The organism is Paenibacillus sp. J22P143, from assembly GCF_059692035.1.
This window is the reverse complement of the sequence record NZ_JCAUAQ010000012.1, coordinates 1-18,245: the sequence shown is the minus strand read 5'-3', so window position 1 is coordinate 18,245 and position 18,245 is coordinate 1. Positions and strand designations below refer to the sequence as shown.

General features: G+C 43.7%; 18 protein-coding genes, 9 tRNA genes and 2 rRNA genes. 1 reads left to right on the top strand and 28 read right to left on the bottom strand.

What is annotated here, in order from left to right; all coding sequences use genetic code 11:
• Positions 1-26: 26 nt before the first annotated feature.
• From AC58PQ_RS17270 to AC58PQ_RS17230, 9 genes are all read right to left on the bottom strand, one after another.
• A complete protein-coding gene (locus AC58PQ_RS17270; RefSeq protein ID WP_497243569.1) occupies positions 27-1,133 on the bottom strand; it encodes an efflux RND transporter periplasmic adaptor subunit in 1,107 nt (368 codons plus the stop codon).
• Positions 1,134-1,166: 33 nt separating this feature from the next.
• Complete coding sequence (locus tag AC58PQ_RS17265; protein ID WP_497243567.1) at positions 1,167-2,045, bottom strand: carbohydrate ABC transporter permease; 879 nt, start codon at positions 2,043-2,045, stop codon at positions 1,167-1,169.
• Positions 2,046-2,047: 2 nt separating this feature from the next.
• On the bottom strand, positions 2,048-2,920 hold the full coding sequence (locus AC58PQ_RS17260; RefSeq protein WP_497243565.1) for a carbohydrate ABC transporter permease: 873 nt from the start codon (positions 2,918-2,920) through the stop codon (positions 2,048-2,050).
• A gap of 107 nt (positions 2,921-3,027) precedes the next feature.
• Positions 3,028-4,233 (bottom strand): CapA family protein, encoded by a 1,206-nt coding sequence (locus AC58PQ_RS17255; RefSeq protein WP_497243563.1) that lies wholly within the window; start codon positions 4,231-4,233, stop codon positions 3,028-3,030.
• Positions 4,234-4,328: 95 nt separating this feature from the next.
• Positions 4,329-6,266: a hypothetical protein gene (locus AC58PQ_RS17250; RefSeq protein WP_497243561.1), complete on the bottom strand. Its 1,938-nt coding sequence runs from the start codon at positions 6,264-6,266 to the stop codon at positions 4,329-4,331.
• Positions 6,259-6,387, bottom strand: a complete 129-nt coding sequence (locus tag AC58PQ_RS17245) for a hypothetical protein (protein ID WP_497243559.1) — start codon at positions 6,385-6,387, stop codon at positions 6,259-6,261. Before AC58PQ_RS17245 ends, AC58PQ_RS17250 begins: the two co-directional genes overlap by 8 nt.
• Before the next feature lie 17 nt (positions 6,388-6,404).
• A complete protein-coding gene (locus tag AC58PQ_RS17240) occupies positions 6,405-7,130 on the bottom strand; it encodes an N-acetylmuramoyl-L-alanine amidase family protein (RefSeq protein WP_497243557.1) in 726 nt (241 codons plus the stop codon).
• Between the two features lie 167 nt (positions 7,131-7,297).
• The gene (locus AC58PQ_RS17235; RefSeq protein ID WP_497243555.1) at positions 7,298-9,115 is read right to left on the bottom strand and encodes a sensor histidine kinase; all 1,818 of its coding nucleotides are present in this window, start codon (positions 9,113-9,115) and stop codon (positions 7,298-7,300) included.
• Positions 9,112-9,816, bottom strand: coding sequence for a response regulator transcription factor (locus AC58PQ_RS17230; protein WP_497243553.1), 705 nt, complete (start codon positions 9,814-9,816; stop codon positions 9,112-9,114). Before AC58PQ_RS17230 ends, AC58PQ_RS17235 begins: the two co-directional genes overlap by 4 nt.
• A gap of 233 nt (positions 9,817-10,049) precedes the next feature.
• Here AC58PQ_RS17230 and AC58PQ_RS17225 point away from each other — a divergent pair, with 233 nt between their 5' ends.
• Positions 10,050-11,198, top strand: coding sequence for a cation:proton antiporter (locus tag AC58PQ_RS17225; protein ID WP_497243551.1), 1,149 nt, complete (start codon positions 10,050-10,052; stop codon positions 11,196-11,198).
• A 104-nt stretch (positions 11,199-11,302) separates the two neighbouring features.
• On the opposite strand, the gene AC58PQ_RS17220 is transcribed toward AC58PQ_RS17225, so the two are convergent.
• The 19 genes from AC58PQ_RS17220 to AC58PQ_RS17130 form a co-directional block, all read right to left on the bottom strand.
• On the bottom strand, positions 11,303-11,827 hold the full coding sequence (locus AC58PQ_RS17220; RefSeq protein WP_497243549.1) for a DUF421 domain-containing protein: 525 nt from the start codon (positions 11,825-11,827) through the stop codon (positions 11,303-11,305).
• Positions 11,828-11,892: 65 nt separating this feature from the next.
• Entirely contained in the window at positions 11,893-12,309 is a 417-nt protein-coding gene (locus AC58PQ_RS17215; protein ID WP_497243547.1) for a hypothetical protein, read from the bottom strand.
• Between the two features lie 326 nt (positions 12,310-12,635).
• Positions 12,636-13,412 (bottom strand): RNA ligase family protein, encoded by a 777-nt coding sequence (locus AC58PQ_RS17210; protein WP_497243545.1) that lies wholly within the window; start codon positions 13,410-13,412, stop codon positions 12,636-12,638.
• Positions 13,413-13,598: 186 nt separating this feature from the next.
• Positions 13,599-13,853, bottom strand: a complete 255-nt coding sequence (locus tag AC58PQ_RS17205; RefSeq protein WP_497243543.1) for a hypothetical protein — start codon at positions 13,851-13,853, stop codon at positions 13,599-13,601.
• A complete protein-coding gene (locus tag AC58PQ_RS17200; protein ID WP_497243541.1) occupies positions 13,760-14,449 on the bottom strand; it encodes an LD-carboxypeptidase in 690 nt (229 codons plus the stop codon). Before AC58PQ_RS17200 ends, AC58PQ_RS17205 begins: the two co-directional genes overlap by 94 nt.
• Positions 14,446-15,036 (bottom strand): TetR/AcrR family transcriptional regulator, encoded by a 591-nt coding sequence (locus tag AC58PQ_RS17195; RefSeq protein ID WP_497243539.1) that lies wholly within the window; start codon positions 15,034-15,036, stop codon positions 14,446-14,448. Before AC58PQ_RS17195 ends, AC58PQ_RS17200 begins: the two co-directional genes overlap by 4 nt.
• Before the next feature lie 334 nt (positions 15,037-15,370).
• Positions 15,371-16,336, bottom strand: a complete 966-nt coding sequence (locus AC58PQ_RS17190) for an MBL fold metallo-hydrolase (protein ID WP_497243537.1) — start codon at positions 16,334-16,336, stop codon at positions 15,371-15,373.
• 89 nt (positions 16,337-16,425) lie between these two features.
• Positions 16,426-16,683 carry a TetR family transcriptional regulator C-terminal domain-containing protein gene (locus tag AC58PQ_RS17185; RefSeq protein ID WP_497243535.1) on the bottom strand — a complete coding sequence of 86 codons (258 nt, stop codon included), beginning with the start codon at positions 16,681-16,683 and terminating at the stop codon, positions 16,426-16,428.
• Between the two features lie 316 nt (positions 16,684-16,999).
• A tRNA-Gly gene (locus AC58PQ_RS17180) sits at positions 17,000-17,070 on the bottom strand.
• A 19-nt stretch (positions 17,071-17,089) separates the two neighbouring features.
• Positions 17,090-17,166 (bottom strand) — tRNA-Arg (locus AC58PQ_RS17175).
• A 17-nt stretch (positions 17,167-17,183) separates the two neighbouring features.
• Positions 17,184-17,269 (bottom strand) — tRNA-Leu (locus AC58PQ_RS17170).
• Positions 17,270-17,279: 10 nt separating this feature from the next.
• A tRNA-Cys gene (locus tag AC58PQ_RS17165) sits at positions 17,280-17,350 on the bottom strand.
• Between the two features lie 27 nt (positions 17,351-17,377).
• Positions 17,378-17,454 (bottom strand) — tRNA-Asp (locus AC58PQ_RS17160).
• A 17-nt stretch (positions 17,455-17,471) separates the two neighbouring features.
• Positions 17,472-17,547, bottom strand: a tRNA-Val gene (locus AC58PQ_RS17155).
• A 17-nt stretch (positions 17,548-17,564) separates the two neighbouring features.
• Positions 17,565-17,639: transfer RNA gene (locus tag AC58PQ_RS17150), tRNA-Glu, on the bottom strand.
• 10 nt (positions 17,640-17,649) lie between these two features.
• A tRNA-Asn gene (locus AC58PQ_RS17145) sits at positions 17,650-17,725 on the bottom strand.
• 7 nt (positions 17,726-17,732) lie between these two features.
• Positions 17,733-17,805: transfer RNA gene (locus AC58PQ_RS17140), tRNA-Ala, on the bottom strand.
• 32 nt (positions 17,806-17,837) lie between these two features.
• Positions 17,838-17,954, bottom strand: a 5S ribosomal RNA gene (gene rrf / locus AC58PQ_RS17135).
• Between the two features lie 134 nt (positions 17,955-18,088).
• Positions 18,089-18,245 (bottom strand): 23S ribosomal RNA (locus AC58PQ_RS17130); the annotation flags it as partial.

Sequence of the window (18,245 nt, the reverse complement as noted above, 5' to 3'; positions counted from 1 at the left end):
TCACTCCTTAGATTAAGTTCAATATATTAATTCTTTCTTACTCGACTACCATCTGTGAGCGCTTCACTACTATCTGTGATAATCATCAGTCCAGGGTACGCACCTTTTCGGACTATCACTGCATCTTCAGTGGCCTCTCCTACCTCAATGAACACTTTGCGTACATGATAGGTGTTACCCAGTGGACTCTTCGTCTCTTCCAAAACATACATATATTTGTTCGTACTCTCACCATATACAGCTTTTTTAGGTAGAAGCAAGCCTTCGCCGGCAGCAGAACTTATACGGAATTCCACGCTAGCTTGCTCGCCGCCTTGTAATTCGGCAGTTTTCACAGTTAAACTTACTTTTTTCATTTTCTCATCAGCGTCTTCAATGCCAGAAATGACACTTTCCAATGTTTTTCTTTCCCCATTGATTTTGACAGCCATATCCTGTTTGCTGCCAAGCTCCAACTTGTCTGAGATCGCTGATGGCATTTGTAGAACTAACTGATACCCTAAACTCGCATTCGATATCGATATATCAGCCCCGGCGGCTCCAGAAACAAGTCCCTTCACAGCAGATAGGTGTGAGATGACGCCTTCGAATGGTGCTGCAATTTGACTTAGGCTCGCGAAGTCATCCTTCAACTCTTTTATTTTTCGCTCCTGCACGCTTTTATCTAGTTGAGCGACGTCCAAGTCTCGTTTGGCAGCGCGAATCTTGAGGTCATCCCCGCTTTGGACAGCTTCGATGTAGCGTTCTTGCATGCCTTCCATCATTAATTTCTGTCGGGATATGGAAGCCTCCTCATCTAGAATACGACGCGATGCTTCCTTACTCTCGTAAGTCACGAGAACCTGCCCTTTCTCCACATGGTCCCCTGCCTTCACCAGAACATCTTTAATTGTCCATCCGGACTTGTTGGAAAGTTCCACTTTGCTAATCGGCTGCAGATCACCACTGCCGCTGTACTGTTGAACGAGTGGTTGCGATTTCCCCTCTTCTGCCACGACCTTAGGTAAATGCAAGGTGAGAATGGTATTGCTATAAAGGGTAAGAATAAGTAATACCGCAATAAATAGGATTGAAGCCCCTTTCAATTTTGGATGTAAGCCAGTTCCAGCCTGATCAGAGATTTGGGTTTTCAAAGTAATCCCCCTTTCCTAGAAGTAATCGTTACACTAGCCTTTGATCCCCGACATCTGAACACCCTCAATAAAGTAACGCTCTGCATATAGAAATAGAAGTAACATCGGAGACATATACAGCACGGATGCTGCGAAACCAATACCTCGTGCTTCCTCTTGAATACGAGATAAATAAAGCGATAACGGCTGTTTATATGCATCTTCCAAGAAGATCAGAGGTTGCTCGACCATATTCCAATAATCCACAAAGAGCAGTACGACAAGTGCGGCCAGACCCGGCTTAATTAATGGCACGATAATACGCCGAAATATCATAAGATGCCCAGCGCCATCCATAATGGCTGCTTCAACATAGGAGTACGGTATCGACAACATAAACTGTCTGAGCATGAAGACGCCGAACACAGCAAAAATGCCAGGTAAAACAATCGCACTAGCACTATTCAACAGGCCAAGCCGATCAGCAATGATATAGTTAGGCACCAAGGTAACTTGAAATGGCATCAGCATAACCATGACATAGGCAAGGAATAAGGAATCGCGGCCTCGAAAGCGGAGTTTAGCTAAGGCATAAGCAGCCAATGAGCCCACAATAACTTGTCCAATAATCATCGGCACAACCAGGAACACCGAATTCCAGAACATGTTCAGATACGTTGGCGTTTCAAACAGAATCTTCCCGTACTGCGCAAAGGACACCCAATCGGGAATGAGTTTTAATGTTATAAATAGCTCTTTACTACCTGCCGTCTTCTCCACCATCTGCCCAATCAAATCATAGTTGGTACCGATTTCATTCTCCGTCATCAACGAGTTCGTAAATGTGAATATAACGGGGAAAATCATACAGACTGAAATGACCAGTAACATAACGGATACGATGCATTTTTGAATAAAAGCTGATTTCGTCATAATCACTCCATGAATTGTCTGAATTTGCGCTCTAGCGTCATCATCCCAAGGACAAGAACACAGATCACAACAACCATTAATGTTGCTGCCGCAGTTAGCTTTTGAACATCAAGAGAGTAAAACATATTGTTCATATAATGCTGAAGCATATAAATACTGTCATGCGGATAATCTCCTGCGATTAAATACGTCTCCCGGAAAATCTTGAAAGAGTTGATAATCGACATGAGAACAACAAAAAACAAGGTTGGAATTAAATAGATTAACGTAATCGAAGTTAGTTTACGGAAGGGTCCAGCCCCCTCCAAATCAGCTGTTTCGTAATAATCGGTTGGAATACTTTGCAGGCCAGCTAGAAATAAAATGATGTTATAGCCAACATTTTTCCAAAGGTACGCAGCGGAAATGCCCCCTCTCGCCCACGCTGAATTCATCCAGTCCACACGGCCTTGACCCAAATGATATAGCCAGCCGTTTAATGCACCATTCCAATCGAATAGAATCTGCCAAACCATAACGATCGAGGCCACAGGCACAACAAGCGGCAGAACATAAGCAGTTCTGAGCCATTTGCGTATAAACACATTCTGATTCAAGAACAAAGCAAGAAGTAGAGAAACAACGATCAATAGCGGCACACTGATACCTGTAAACAAGAAGGTGTTCGCTGATGCCTTGCGGAAAGAATCGCTAGCTAACAACTCTTGATAATTGGCTAGGCCTACGAACGAACCATCAACCGAACGATCCATAAAGGAGTAAACGACACCTATAGCAAATGGGATTAAATAAAAAATAGCAAACCCAATTAGGCTTGGCGCAAGAAAGCCAATCGCAACGACATGTTGTTTTCGTAATAACTGTTGCATCTTCATTCTTGTAAGCACCTTCTTAAAACTTATTTCTCTCTTGAAGAACCTACGAAGAGCATATCCTAGCGAAATCAAGAAAAAGACAAGTCAAAATAAAGATGAAATGAAGTTTACCGTTTAGATGATGAAAGGATCTGGAGCTCTTGCATATAGGTTCGCATATGTTTGATTAACTTCTCATATTGCGCGGCAGCATGAGGCAGCTCATTGTTTGATAGGTTCTCCAATGGCAAGATTCTGAATTGATGTCCCTTGTGGCTGTTTGTAAACGTAGGTAAAAAGCTGGGGCTTTGTAAGGCAATTGTGGATTGGTCATTGCTTTTCGTTTTCGTAACCTCAATCGTGGCCATTCCGCCAATTTGTTTATATAGGTCAATTTGAGCGGAAATGAAATTTCCAAGCGAGTATAGAACGAAGGTTCGATGTCCATTTTTACCGTATACCCAAGCTGGCGGCTGTAGGACATGCGGGTGATTGCCTATGACAATATGAACACCCATATCCGCGAGCTTTTGCGCAAGAACAGTTTGATCGCGGTCTGGAAACCGTTGATATTCCTTCCCCCAATGTAGAGCAACTACAACAACATCAGCTATGTGTTTGGCTTGTTCCACATCCTGACGGATTTGATTTTCATCGATTCTGTTGATGAGAAAGGGTTTTCCTTTTGGCGTAGAGATGCCATTGGTACCATAGGTATAGCTCAAGAACGAAAACTTAATTTCGTTCTTCGTCATCGTTCTTATAAGGTCTCTGTCATTTTGCGTTTTAAACGTGCCTGTATAAGGAATACCAAGGATATCCCAATAGTTGAGAGCGCTTTGAATAACCTTCTCTCCTCTGTCCAGTGCATGGTTATTAGCAATCGTGACAATGTCCACCCCTGCATCTTTCAGTGCATCTCCAACTTCATGCGGGCTGTTGAACGAAGGATAACTGGAGAGCCTCAACGCCTTCCCTCCGATCATAGTTTCTTGGTTGGCTACTAGGATGTCAGGACGCTCTAGGGAACGTTTCACTTTTTCAAACATAGGCTTAAATTGATAAGTGCCGTCTTTTTGCTCGGCGTCCCAAAAAATCTTATCGTGAATAAGTACATCACCGATGGCCCCCAGCGTAACCTTCGTTATGCGCGGCTTTACGGGCTCCTTTTCAAGAGAAGAAATGACGAGTGGTTTAGGTGTTGGGATATCTGTTGACTGGACATGAGGTAAATGATGGTTCGTTTCAATTGGAATCACGTTAGGCGTTGCAGATTTGTGGAAGCATCCACTTGCTAGAATCAATGTAGAAACAATCGCAATCGTTCGCTTCATGCTAAGAATCAACTCCCATCCGTTACAACCTTGATTTACCCCGTAGTATCCCCGCAAAAAAATCCCTCATGAGAAGGGATTTTTCCAATTTCTTATTAATCTGTCGTCGTGAACCAGTCGATCACTTGGCTTCCTAGCAGTCTTCGATGCCCTTGGTATTCATCGTAAATTTGCAAGGTATACTTACTTTGGTAGCTGAATTCTTTCTTCGTAATATCAATACGAAAACCTTCGTGTTCGCCAAGTAAGAGGCGCTGTAGACCTGCCTGATCGTCATCCGTCGGTATATGTTCGAATTCCTTCATGTCATAAGCCCGTTCGAACGAATTTCCCCCTGCCTTATCTTCAAAAGCCAGAATCAGTTTATGACCATCTAGATTGGTTTCAGCAGTCAGATCTTTCGTTATTTCGTAATTAAACTTTAATGTGAGATTGATTCCCGCCGGTGTGACACTAGACATCGAGGCATTAATATGACTGAGCGATATGTGATAGGGATAGAGGGAAAGATCTTTCAGCGTCGTTTTAACCTCGTTCGTATCTGCTGGCAACCAATAAGCCGCTGGCTTCACATACATCATCTCTGCATCATTATCAGAAGTGGTTGGGATCGCTTCACCTAACACAAGCTGCAAATCCGAAGTCGCGTAATCTTTCGGTAAACGGGTCCAAGCATTAAGCTGCGCTTGACCAGATGGGCTAATCTTCTGAGTTATTTCATCCAGTGTCGCTGGGAAAATAGAGCCGTCCTTCGAGCGAAAATAAGCAACTAACTTCGGAAGGTTGGAGAAGCGTTTCTCTAGATTTTCCACACGAATTTGTGCCGTAAATAGATCGGACGAACTCCCTGTAAATCCCGCTGTACGATAAATGGTGTATCGTGTTCGGCGTCCTGGGTCATGAATCGTATTTGTTTCGAATTCACGTATGTATGGCATCGTCTGTTGTTCTTTCAAATCTGAAAAAGTTAGCAAATCTTGCAACTTGGCGTCGCTTTCCTTCTGCTGTAAGACAAGTTGCAAATCGGAGAATGCATACGTATAAGGAATTTTCCCAACCAATTGGACATCTACACGATCGCCCGAACCAATTCCTATCGTCTTGGCCATTCGAATCATTTCTGCTCCGACTTTCACGCCGCCATCCAAGAGGAAATATCCTGTTAACTCCGGAATTGGCAGTGATTGATCGCCTTGATTACTGATGGTCAAATTAGCAGAGAGCATATCTTGATCGTTCAAAGGCAAGCGTTGTAGATCATTTAGCTGGGTCGTATATGTCCCATCATCGTTGGAAAATGTATATTCATGGCCTATTGTCTTGCCTTCCTGTATGGTCTCGGGTGGTAATTGGAATGTTGCAACGGGCATAGGCCGTTTTAGCTCCGAAACCATGCTAGTCACAACAAGCTGCCAGTTATCTGTATCTACAGAGACAGGAATGGATCCAGAGAGTTGCAGTTCTTTGGCATCATTTGGGCTGATGGTCATGTCTTTCAAATCTTCGGCCTCTAGTGGATGGATTCGTCCATCCGATGTGCGGATGGCAAAGGTGAACCCAGGCACAGTGACTTGATAGACCCCGTCATTCTCCAAGTTGACATAGACAGTCGGTAAGAGATACCGCCCATTCGAATACGTTTCGACTTTGGCTATTTGCGCTTTGATGCTGACATCATTCATGCGAATGAGTTGGCTTTCACCAGCCGGCACCGTAGTGGTGTAACCTTCTGGAATCGTTAATTCGCCTATATTTCGTTCATAATTCGTCTGACTGAAATCCCATTTATAAAATTGAAAGATAAGTTCATGAAGTTTCGTTGCATCATTTATCGTTGTATAAAAGCTTAGATCTTGACTCGAATTTGGCTGGATCCGCTTCTTGTTCAGATCTTGCGGGTTCAGTTTAACGGGATAGGATTTGCCTGAGCTTTCCTTCACACGAATCCAAACATCGTTGAAACTTATTTCATGACTAGCCTTGTTGTGCATAGTAACAGTGAATGTCAGTAATTGCCCTTCTTGATCAGGCAACGGTCCCTACTTGGGCGTTGACGCTGCTCTGCCTTCCATCTGCATAAGCAGGTACATTCGAACTAACTGTACCTGCGAGTGTCATGGAGGCAACGATGATAGGGATGATTGTTTTTCTCATTCAGATCGCCTCGTTTCTTAAGATAAATAGGAAATAATGCCTTTTGTAATTGCAGTAGCTGCCTTGTTTTGAAAATCTGGTGTTTGCATTCGCTGTTCATCTTCTCGATTGGATATATAGCCTAGCTCAAGTAAAAGAGATGGGCTTTGATTGTCTCGGAGTACACGATAATCTCCTTGTGCCACGCCGCGATCTCTGGTATCTATGTTTTGTTTGAATATCTCTTCATGGATCAGAGTTGCTAATTTCCGATCTGCTAGTTTGTTGTAATACGTCGTTATGCCAGCTACATCATTACTTGTAAATGCATCAAAATGGATACTAATAAATAAGTCAGCCGCGTTCTTCTTGGCGATCTCCACTCGCTCCGCAAGCGTCAAAAACTCATCCTTTTCACGGGTCAAAACGATATTTGCGCCCGTTTTTTCAGCTAATTCCTGCTGGATATTGAATGCCGTTTGAAGTGTCAGATCTTTCTCATGGATGCCTGATTGTCCTGTTGCACCTACATCTTTGCCACCATGCCCAGCATCAAGCACGATCGTTTTTCCTTCTAAAAGTCGGTTTTCTTTATTCATAGAGCTAGAGTTACTAGTAGCCGATTCTACTGGGGAATGTACTTGAATAGCAGAATGTGCAGTTTCATCATCCTTAAACAGGCTGCTCGCCTGTACGTTGTATACAATAAAGCCAGAAATAAGTGCGCTAATGGCAGTTAGGGCAAGAATTCCATTCTTTTTCATAGGTGGGATCTCCTCTCAAGATGCATACTCTATCTGGCTGAAACTTTCATTTCATAGAGTTATTTTATAAGAGGGAGATAAACATAAAACGAAATTGAGATAAAGATCAGATGAAGAAAAAAGCCACCATTCAAGACGTAGAAACTCACGTCAAGAAAAGTGGCTGCTCAAGCTTTATTCAAATAGAAGTAAAACAAAACCCCGTCTTCTGTATTCGCCGCGCCATACTCAGCACCATGTAACTCCAAGATGTTCTTAGAGATGGCCAGGCCTAAGCCTGTTCCGCCTTGTGAACGGTGGCGAGCCGTATCACCGCGGTAGAAACGATCCCACACTTTCGCCAACTGATCCTCGGGGATATGCGCTCCTTTATTTTCTATACTGACCTTAACGATCTCCCGCTCTTCACGTACCATCACATAAATATGTTCATCTTCCGGCGAATAACGAATCGCATTGGTCAGAAAATTGGTAATCACTTGTTCAATGCGGTTCTGATTCGCCATAACTTCAATGGAGAGAAGCTCCATATGCACTTGAAGTCGTTTACTGCTAAAGGCCATCGATAATTTCTCACAGATTTCCTCGATTAGCCTGTCGATGCAGAACGCATCCATCTCCATTTTATACGTACCAGACTCGAACTTCGCAAGCTCCAGCATATCCACGATCAAGACATTCATCTTATCAACTTCTTTATTCATGGCCTCGAAATAGTGATCTGTCTTCTGCACGGCTACGCCATCTTGAAGGATTGAAATGCAGCTCTTCATAATACTCAGCGGCGTCTTTAACTCATGGGATACACCTGAGATAAATTCTTTCCTTGTACGTTCCAATTGTTTTTCTTTCTCAATGTCCTTCTGGAGCTGTCCGATATAGGAATGAAGCGTTAGGGAAAGTGAATTGATATTGCGTGATAATTCGCCAATTTCATCGTTGGATCGAATCATAATCGTTTCCGAAAAATCTAATTGCGCTATTCGCTTCGTGGTTTGATTCATTTTCAATAAAGGTCGGGCAATCTTTCTCGAATAGTACAAGGCAGCTAGAATAATCAGGCATACAACTAAAGCAATCATGTACACATAATAATCTTTGAGCATTTGAACGGCTTCATCGACGGGCTGTAAGGAGGCCATCGAGAAGATATAACTAGTTATGCCAGCCTGATCTTTAATTGGCTCAATAAAAATCTTATACTTAACGTCATTCTGTGTGAAATCAAGAATTTGCGGGCTATCCACATTGTTGTTCAACTCATTAAACAACAGGTTCGCTTGGAAATCTTTGATTCTGTCCATAAATAAACTGTTCGTATAGATGAAGCTGGAGGATTCATTCCCGCTTGGGAATTGAACTTTAGTAACCACGCCGTTAAGTGTCATGCCAGGGAAGTCGACTTTTTCTTTCTTCGAATATTTAATATCTAACGTGAGATCATCGAGCATTTTCGCTATTTTCTCATTAATCCAAACGAAATTACTTTTTTCAACTTGCAAACGATAGGGAATGAATACGGCATCCTTTTTATACTCCGCTACAATGACTCGAGCTTTTGGAACTAACATAGCGATCGTTTGGCTTGAAGTTTTATTTAATACCTCATTGATATTAATCATCTGATACAAAGGTACTGTGATCGTTTTGCCAAGATACGCATTGTTGGTTTTAGGTGAATCGATTTTCACCTCTACATAAAAATCATTCGCATTTTTCAAGTTCCCCTGACTATCTAAGGTTGTAATCCATGTATTATTTTGTCGATAGAAATCTTGCTCTAGCTTCTGAATAGCCAGTAAATTCCCTGTACTAGTCACATACTCATTCTTAAATGATTGGATATTCGTTTGAAGTTCATTTACTTTTCTGTTCTCGTAATATTGCTTGAAAAATATCGTTTGTCCTACATAGATCGTCGCTAGGATGAAAAGACATAACGAAGTCGTCAACGCAAATAATTTGATAACAATACTGACCCTCATACTTTCCCCTCGAACTTATAACCTGTCCTAACAATGGTTGTGATCAACTTAGCTTTATCACCCAGCTTACTTCGTAAATTTCGAATATGCGTATTCACGGTACGGTCATCCCCTTCATATTCATAACCCCAAATTTTCAGAATAAGCTGTTCTCTGGTAATGACAATCCCGTTATTTTGCATGAAGTAAGCTAAAATTTGGAACTCTGTATAGGTCAGGTAGACAGGTTCACCATCAACAGTTAACGTCCTGGACGGGATATGAATGCTAATTCCTTTTAAGGTGATGGTGTCCTTATTAGAAGGCATCGAGGCATTGGTTTGTCGATCCTCTCGATTCCTACTTTCAATCAACCGTTTGGCTCTAGCTAATAAGACAGGTGGACTGTATGGCTTGGTCACATAATCATCAGCGCCTAACTCAAATCCCAGTAACGTATCGTCCTCATCGACTCTTGCTGTCAGCATGATAATGGGAACATTCGATGACTTCCGTATTCGCCTACAGACGGACCAACCATCTAGCTCTGGAAGCATGATATCCAAAATAATTAATTGAACATCATGCTTTTCAAATAAAGATAACGCCTCTTTCCCATCCGCAGCTTCTAATACCTGATACCCTTCATTCAGCAAATAATCTTTACTAATTTCACGTAAAATTTCTTCGTCTTCTACGATAAGAATGGTCGTTTTTTGCATAAGGCCTCCTACACCACTGTTTATGACAAATACGAGAGGTAACTTAGTATATGCTTAACGCAATTTTTTTTAATAAAAAGCTTCACTTGGTGTTGTAACATACTCAGATAAAGATGGTGTAAAGATAAGACAACTTAATTTCAATTCAAGAATTAGTGTGTGTAGTATTTCCGGAGTAGGGCAAAATAGGAAAAAGACCCTATATAAGGATGTTGCAGGACAGGAGCTATCAAATGACCTTATATCTCGAATTACTGATCATATTATTAGCGACTAAGCTGGCTTCTGACTTGAGCGTTCGACTCGGACAGCCAGCCGTTTTAGGCAAGCTCATCGTGGGAATTATTTTGGGACCCGCCGTGTTAGGCTGGATGAAAAGCGGTGAAATGATTGATGAGCTTAGCGAAATTGGCGTGCTATTGCTCATGTTTATTGCAGGACTAGAAACGGATCTGCAGGAATTGCGCCGTAATCTCACTTCCTCCTTCGCGGTCGCATTCGGCGGCGTGCTTTTCCCATTTGCTGGCGGCTATTTGACTGGAATAAGTATTGGATTCACTACAACGCAGGCCATGTTCCTTGGATTATTGCTAAGCGCAACATCCGTCAGTATTTCGGTCCAGGTGCTGAAAGACTTAAACCAACTGAATAGTCGGGAAGGCACGACAATGCTAGGTGCCGCGGTCATCGACGATGTGCTGGTTGTGGTTCTGCTTGCCGTCCTGCTAAGCATAACTGGTGGAGCTGATGTCTCACTTACTGCGGTCTTGCTCAAGAAGGCACTATTCTTCGGGGGCATTCTCATATTGGGTTGGAAAGTCGTCCCTTGGATCATGCGATTGTTAGCACCGCTTCGTGCGACCGAAGCCGTGATCAGCGCGGCATTGATCATTTGCTTTTTGTTCGCCTATCTCGCCGAGTATTTAGGGGTTGCGGGGATGATCGGCGCATTCGCTGCTGGCATCGCCGTATCAGAAACGAAATATAAACATACCGTAGAAGAGCGTCTGGAACCTATTGCCTATGCCATATTCGTGCCGATCTTCTTCGTTAGCATCGGTTTATCTGTCTCATTTGAAGGCGTTACCCAACATCTGTGGTTAATCGTTGTTCTGACAGTCCTATCGATCTTAACCAAAATGGTTGGTGGAGGTCTTGGTGCGAAACTCACAGGTTTCAACTGGAGATCCTCATTCGGGATCGGCTCAGGTATGGTTTCTCGCGGGGAGGTTGCGCTCATCATTGCGGCAATCGGACTGGACTCTGGTCTGTTGGATTCATCCTATTTTACGCCATTATTGATCGTGGTTATCTTGACTACGTTAGTGACACCGCCTCTGCTGAAGCTAGCATTTGGGGGGAAGCGGCCACAGGAAGAATGAAATATGAGAAAGACCAGTCTCACACCTTATTTGGGGGTGATGGACGGGTCTAATAAATAAAGCCAGAGTCCTGATAGGGGCTCTGGCTTTATTCATCCGTTGTCTTAATCATGCTTTACTTTAGCGGGAAGTCGGGACTCAATTAGCTGCATTAACTGTTCTATATCCTGTTTCGTCGCAGGAACTTTATGCGGCTTTAGCTTAATGCTCAGCTCACCGTTGACCTCCATAGTTGCATATTCAACATCATTGCGATCGTGGATTCCAGCGGTACGCAACTGAGCGTCAAGCCCTTCGTCGGTAAGGTTCTGCGATGCCATTGCACCGTGCTCCAACTTTCCGTTCACGATAATTGGTATGGGTTTGCCGATCCATAAAGCGCGAAAAGAAGCATAGCGTTTCAGCAAAGTTCTAATCATTCGTACTATTAGTATGAGAATAATCGCAGTGCCGAAGGTCGTCCATATGTTCTCATTCTCAACAGGTCGAATTAACAACGGACCCATAATCAGCATTAGAAGTACGTCAATAATCGTTAATTTCCCGATTGACGTGCGACCCGTTAGTCGGAGGAGCAACGAACCAGCGGTAATAATGAAGATGGCTTTCCAAACCCAGTCAACCATCATAGAATCCCCCCTTTCAGATCAGTATTCCACCATCTGAGCATGCAATATACGAAAGGGGTTCAAAGTCACTGCGACACTTGAAACAGCTCGCTAATTTCCTTCGCCAATTCCTCCGAGTAAACATAATAATTCCCAGCAATCTCGTTAGGGAGGAATCGGAGCTTCTTTTCCTGGCCTTCAAACAGATCCACATAGAATAAATAACCTACTCTACCTTCTTGATTAGCGTCTGGCGTGAGCTTCACATAACGGACTTTAGCGATCCAATCTTGAGCCAATTGTTTATCCTTAACGATCTTGAGCGCTCCCGTCGAACCGCTTCTAATCTCAATATGATCCACATTTGAAATGTCGCCGGGGTAGAATTCTTCCAATTGTTTAACAGTCAGCTTAGGCTTTAAAGCCATTTCGCCCTGAGCACACCCTACACATACCAAAATGATGATCAAGGTTAGTATAAAAAGAAACCACTGTATTCTCATCGGCCGGCCGCCCCTCCCTATCCCATCCGTTCCATCACGCACGTTGCAGTATCCCTGGTCCCTGCTTACTCTGTAATCGGCTTCAAATCACTGAACTTTAGCAATACTTCTCTACTCGTATCGAGATAGATAACTCTAATGTCTAATTCCTCGTTGTTAAGCTCGAAAGAAAGAATCATACATTTTCTACCTCGATTCTTAGTCTTTCTGGGGTTGTCTGGTGCCACAACGTACGAACCTCCAAGACTTAAACTTACCGTTTCGCTCATGTTTATCTGCTACCCTCTCATGTTGATAGGATGAATAATTGATTCTACCTAACTAATTTAATTTCTAAAGGTTCTTTCATAATCTTCGAAACGAATTTTTCTTATCAACTTACGATCTGAATTGCGAACGATAACTCCTTCTGACTTTCCAGAAGCATCCATCCCTACTTTTGTGCTCTCAAATAACTTTAAAAATGAAAATGTATGTTCAAGTGAAGTGGGAAAATCTACGCCCTTAACTGTATCTAATAATGGAGCAATCTCTAATCCCAAATTTTCAACAAATCTCATCTTTCCCGTTTCGTCATAAAAAGGTTGATTACCATGATCGCGCCACTCGGCAATTTTTTCTTGTGGTAAAGAAAGAAGATTATCTAGCTCATCTTTATTTAAAGAGAACATGTCAAATACTCGATATCCTTGAGATTTGGTTTCAGTGTAATTTTTAGCTGCTTTAGTTTTTCCTCCGTAAGATTCCTGGAATATGACTAACAGAGCCCAATCACCACCTAGATAGTTATCTGTGCTTATTCTATCTGCCAAGGGCTTGAGGAATTCAGCAATATTACCATAAGGGTTCCCAATTCTATCTCCCTTTGCAAACAATAATTCTTCTCTTGATCCGATTAGATAATCAATCTCATTGCTAGTATTTTTCAACAGGATAATCCTTGAATTCTCGCCATCAACTTTTTCATACACAAATATATCATCAGAATCTGAAAACCCACTTGCTTCGGACAATTCTTTATTCAATCTTCCTCTTTCTCCCAATTCATGGTATGTCAGAATGCTTGGATATTTGGTTAAAGAGTTAATTTTCTTCAAATCCATCGCGATCTCTCCCATCAACCTAATTTCGCAACGCCTATTTCAACATACTTTTTGAAATTCGAACCAAAAGACTCGTAGAGCTTTCTGATTGAATGATCTCATTTTAACATTAAGGTACTAGGTAAAGTTAGTACTGATATGGAATTCGCTGGGATAATATAAATTGGATGTTATTTTAATTCAGCATTATTCAAAAGAACTCTCCAACAAAATAACCTCATTCGTACTCGGGTTTAACTCTACTCTCCCGCCGAGAGGCAGAATCAATTTCGGATCCGTATGCCCAAAGTCAAAATCAACAACAATCGGCACATGACCCGCTCCAAACTCCTTTGCAATAATATTCACTAGAATCTCTCTAAGCTCCTGATTCTCAGCCATGCTGTAATCCTTCGCTCTACCCAATATGACGCCTTTAACACGTGAAAAGATGCCCTGCATGCCATAATTCCGCAGCATATAGCCCACTTGCATGGGTGAGGGCTTCTCTCAAGATCGCTCCAGTCTTTATAGCCATTCGTCCATATTGGATATGGCACATAGCGATATGGGAATTGCTCTTCAAACCATATCGCTTTGAGATGATCCGCATAGGCTTCAGGAAGATTTCTTAACTGTGCGAATCCCGCCATAACAGATGGCCCATAGAATGTTACCAATCCCAAAATATTTAAGTACGTTAAGAATGTCGTCGCATCCGAAAATCCCATGATAAATTTAGGGTTATTAACAATAACTTCCTTATCCAAAAAAGGTAGTATCCTCACCGACTCATATCCACCAATTGAAGTGATGATCCCGGCTATTTCTTCATTTTCAAAACAATGATTAATATCCTGCGCACGTAGCTGCGGGTTATTATACAGCTCGTCTGGTGACATCCTTGCCGATGGCATTTCAACAACTTCTAGACCGAAGACCTCTCGAAGATGCTTCAGGCCTAGCTCATAAATATCCGGGAACAAATAAGGCAGTCCACTGGAAGGTGAAATAATGGCTATTCGGGATCCAGACTGTAATCTCTTTGGTTTGATCATGTTAACCCTCCAAGCAACAACTGCCAGACACTCTCGAAGTCCTCATCCATGCTCCCCATTCCCCATTCCCCAGCATGCGAAGGATGGTGAAAGCGCGAGGTAGCCAAGAAGATAGCTCTAGCAATCGATTCCGAATCACCCTGTTTCAATTCTTTGCTCGCCATACCCTGTTCGAGGATCTTTGTAAGCTGTCCTATCAAACGATATACATGCGTGCTAATCATTTCAACTTCAATGATCGTAACATTGGCATACATCGTGAACATTTCAGTATCCTGGGCAGCGAATTTCCACTTGATTTGAATCAGCGTCTCTAACCACAATCGCAAACGGTCAGCGGCGCTACCTCCAGTCTCACTCGCAATAGCCTCCAAAGGAACTGCGATGCTCATATGCAACCAACGCGATGTCACGGCTTCCCGTAGCGCTGCTTTACTTTCAAAATGCCGATACAACGTCCCATGACTCACTTGCAGCACCTTGGCAATGTCCACGACGGACGTTTTGTCCGGTCCATAACGCCGAAGCACCTGCTCGGCTGCATCCAAAATCTCATCCTTCGATAATGGCAACTCATTCTTCATCATTTTAAACAAAACCGCCATTCACTCGAAGCGACAGCTCCTAATTTACGTTCCATTTCCTAGTCCCGCCTTTTCATTGAGTTGAATGAACCAGCCGTTTTGACCGCCGCCTAACCTATTACCTTTATAATAAATACACGAATGACAAATATCAAATGACATTTTTCCATTTTTGTCATTCGCAAATATTATAAAACAATATAGTTCCCCCTCGGAGGACATGCAACTTAAATGAAAAACGTTCCGTCAGTCTTGTCATACAACATGCCGCCTAACGCATAGAGGTGCTTGATCTCAGGACTCTCATCCTTGAAATCACGCACCTCTACTTCACATCCTATCCCTCAGTTCGCTCCGCCACCAAGGTTTCTCCGTGTTTTAACAAGTGTAGCATGCTTCGATCAAGCCCCCTCCGCTGCCAATCAGCCAGCAACCGATCCAACGCCTCCTTCGGCGTATCATCGGCCAGTCGGAATGCTCCATAATGCATCGGAATAAACTGCTTCGCGCCGACATCGAGAAATGCCTGCACCGCTTCCTCGGGGGAAACGTGCTGCATCCCCATGAACCATTCCGGCTCATAGGCGCCAATCGGCATCAATGCGTAGTGAATGCTCGGAAATCTCGCCCCGATTTCTCGGAACCCTTCAAAATACCCGCTATCACCAGCAAAGTATATCGAATGAGGATCCTGCTCACCTACTGGTAAAGACGCTGCAGTCCGCTTAATCATCCAACCTCCCCATAGCGAGGTATTCGTATCGGTTAACGTACGCCTTGTCCAATGTTGCGCAGGAACAAAATGAAACTCTAACTGGCCGATGGTCTGACTCCCCCACCATGGCAATTCATAAACGGTGCTGAACCCCAGCTTCCGCACCTTGGAGCCAAGTCCTTCGGGCACAAGCACGTAGGGCGTACCTCTCAGCTTTTTCAACGAACCTACATGCAAGTGATCATAATGCGCATGGGATAACAAAATAACATCAACTGGCGGGATCTCTTCTATAGTAAGCCCTGGCGCTTCAAGCCTCTGGGTAAAGCCCATTCGAGTGGCCCAGACGGGGTCGGTAACAATCGTCAAACCCGCTACCTGCAGCAAAAAGGTGGCATGCCCGATCCAAGTGATCGTGACTTCACGCTGATTATTCTTCAGCATTTCCTGCTGCTTCTGCTCTGCTTGGCCAATGCGGAAACTCAGATCTTTGACTTTACCCTTCCGCTCCTTTTGCCAGCGGCGTACTTCTTTCCAAGTTTTCGTCTTCGCATTTGGATCTAAATTACTATATCTCTGCCGCACCATACCTTCCTCCCCCTTCATCTTCTAACCTTTTAATTCGCCATTTTGTACACCTTCGGAAATAATCTCTTACATGTTGTGCAACGTACCCTTCAGCCCCGCTGAGCTCGTTCGCGCAGGATAGGATGACTATCATCGCTCTCAGTAGCTAAGTTAAGGAGGGGGCAACCTCCGATAAAGGACGGTGTTTCAACCACATTTTCATACACATGCAAATATGCTACCAACTTGCCAAAGGCAGTCCCTTGCTCACTGATGGCGTCTTTAATTTTCCCACCCACTACACTGCTGGCAAAATGGCGATAGATTCCGTCCTTCTTAATGCCTGTTAGCTCCGTAATATCAGACAAGGATGAACCTGCATACCCTTTCTAGTTAAAAAGCTCAGTAGCCTGAGCAATGATATGTTTTCGAGTTCTTTCGCCTTTTTGCCTGATAACCCTCCGTTACACGCGTAAAATACTAATTATTAGTATAACAAATGAAATCAAGGTATTAAAATGTAACACCCAATAAACCACAATGATACCGAACGGTATCTTTGTAATCGAGGGAGAGATTGCCATGGATACAACTTGGTTCAAAGAACCCAAATCTGCATGGATCGGATTGGGATCGCTTCTAGCTTAAATAAAAAAGACCACCCTAAGGTGATCTTTTTATTAAAGCGGGCGGCGGGAATCGAACCCGCGCGATCAGCTTGGAAGGCTGAAGTTCTACCATTAAACTACGCCCGCGTAGTTTGTTTAAGCAAAGTGGCGCGCCCTGAGAGATTCGAACTCCCGACCTTTTGATTCGTAGTCAAATACTCTATCCAGCTGAGCTAAGGGCGCATCTATGTTGTTAAAAATGCCGAAGACCAGACTTGAACTGGTACGGTAGTCACCTACCGCAGGATTTTAAGTCCTGTGCGTCTGCCGATTCCGCCACTCCGGCTTGTATATAAAGGCGCTACCCAGATTCGAACTGGGGGTAAAGCTTTTGCAGAGCTCTGCCTTACCACTTGGCTATAGCGCCGTATTCTGTTTCTACCAATCAATAAAATGGCGGAGCTGACGGGATTCGAACCCGCGGTCTCCTGCGTGACAGGCAGGCATGTTAGGCCACTACACCACAGCTCCGTATACATCTATATAAATGGTGGAGGCTGACGGGATCGAACCGCCGACCCTCTGCTTGTAAGGCAGATGCTCTCCCAGCTGAGCTAAGCCTCCATGGGATAAAGAAAATGTGGTGACCCGTAGGGGACTCGAACCCCTGTTACCTCCGTGAAAGGGAGGTGTCTTAACCACTTGACCAACGGGCCTAGAAAAGAATGGCTCCCCGAACAGGACTCGAACCTGTGACAACTCGATTAACAGTCGAGTGCTCTACCAACTGAGCTATCAGGGAACAATGATGGAGCCAAGCGGGATCGAACCGCTGACCTCCTGCTTGCAAGGCAGGCGCTCTCCCAGCTGAGCTATGGCCCCGTGACAAAAAAAATACCCACAAGTGGGTTACTGCTTGGCAACGTTCTACTCTCCCAGAACCCTGCGGTTCAAGTACCATCGACGCTGGAGGGCTTAACGGTCGTGTTCGAGATGGGAACGCGTGGGTCCCCTCCGCCATCATCACCAAACAGTCAAAGCGTTTGTTTGCGCCTTGAAAACTAGATACGAAACTTCACGTAAAGGAAAGAATTACTTAGGATTTTCTGGGCCCCAATCAAGTATTCGGAATTCGCTACAAAGCTTATCTTCACTTGGTTGGGATTAGGTTAAGCCCTCGACCGATTAGTATTCGTCAGCTGCATACGTTACCGCACTTCCACCTCGAACCTATCAACCTCGTCGTCTACAAGGGGTCTTACATACTGGGAAATCTCATCTTGAGGGGGGCTTCGCGCTTAGATGCTTTCAGCGCTTATCCC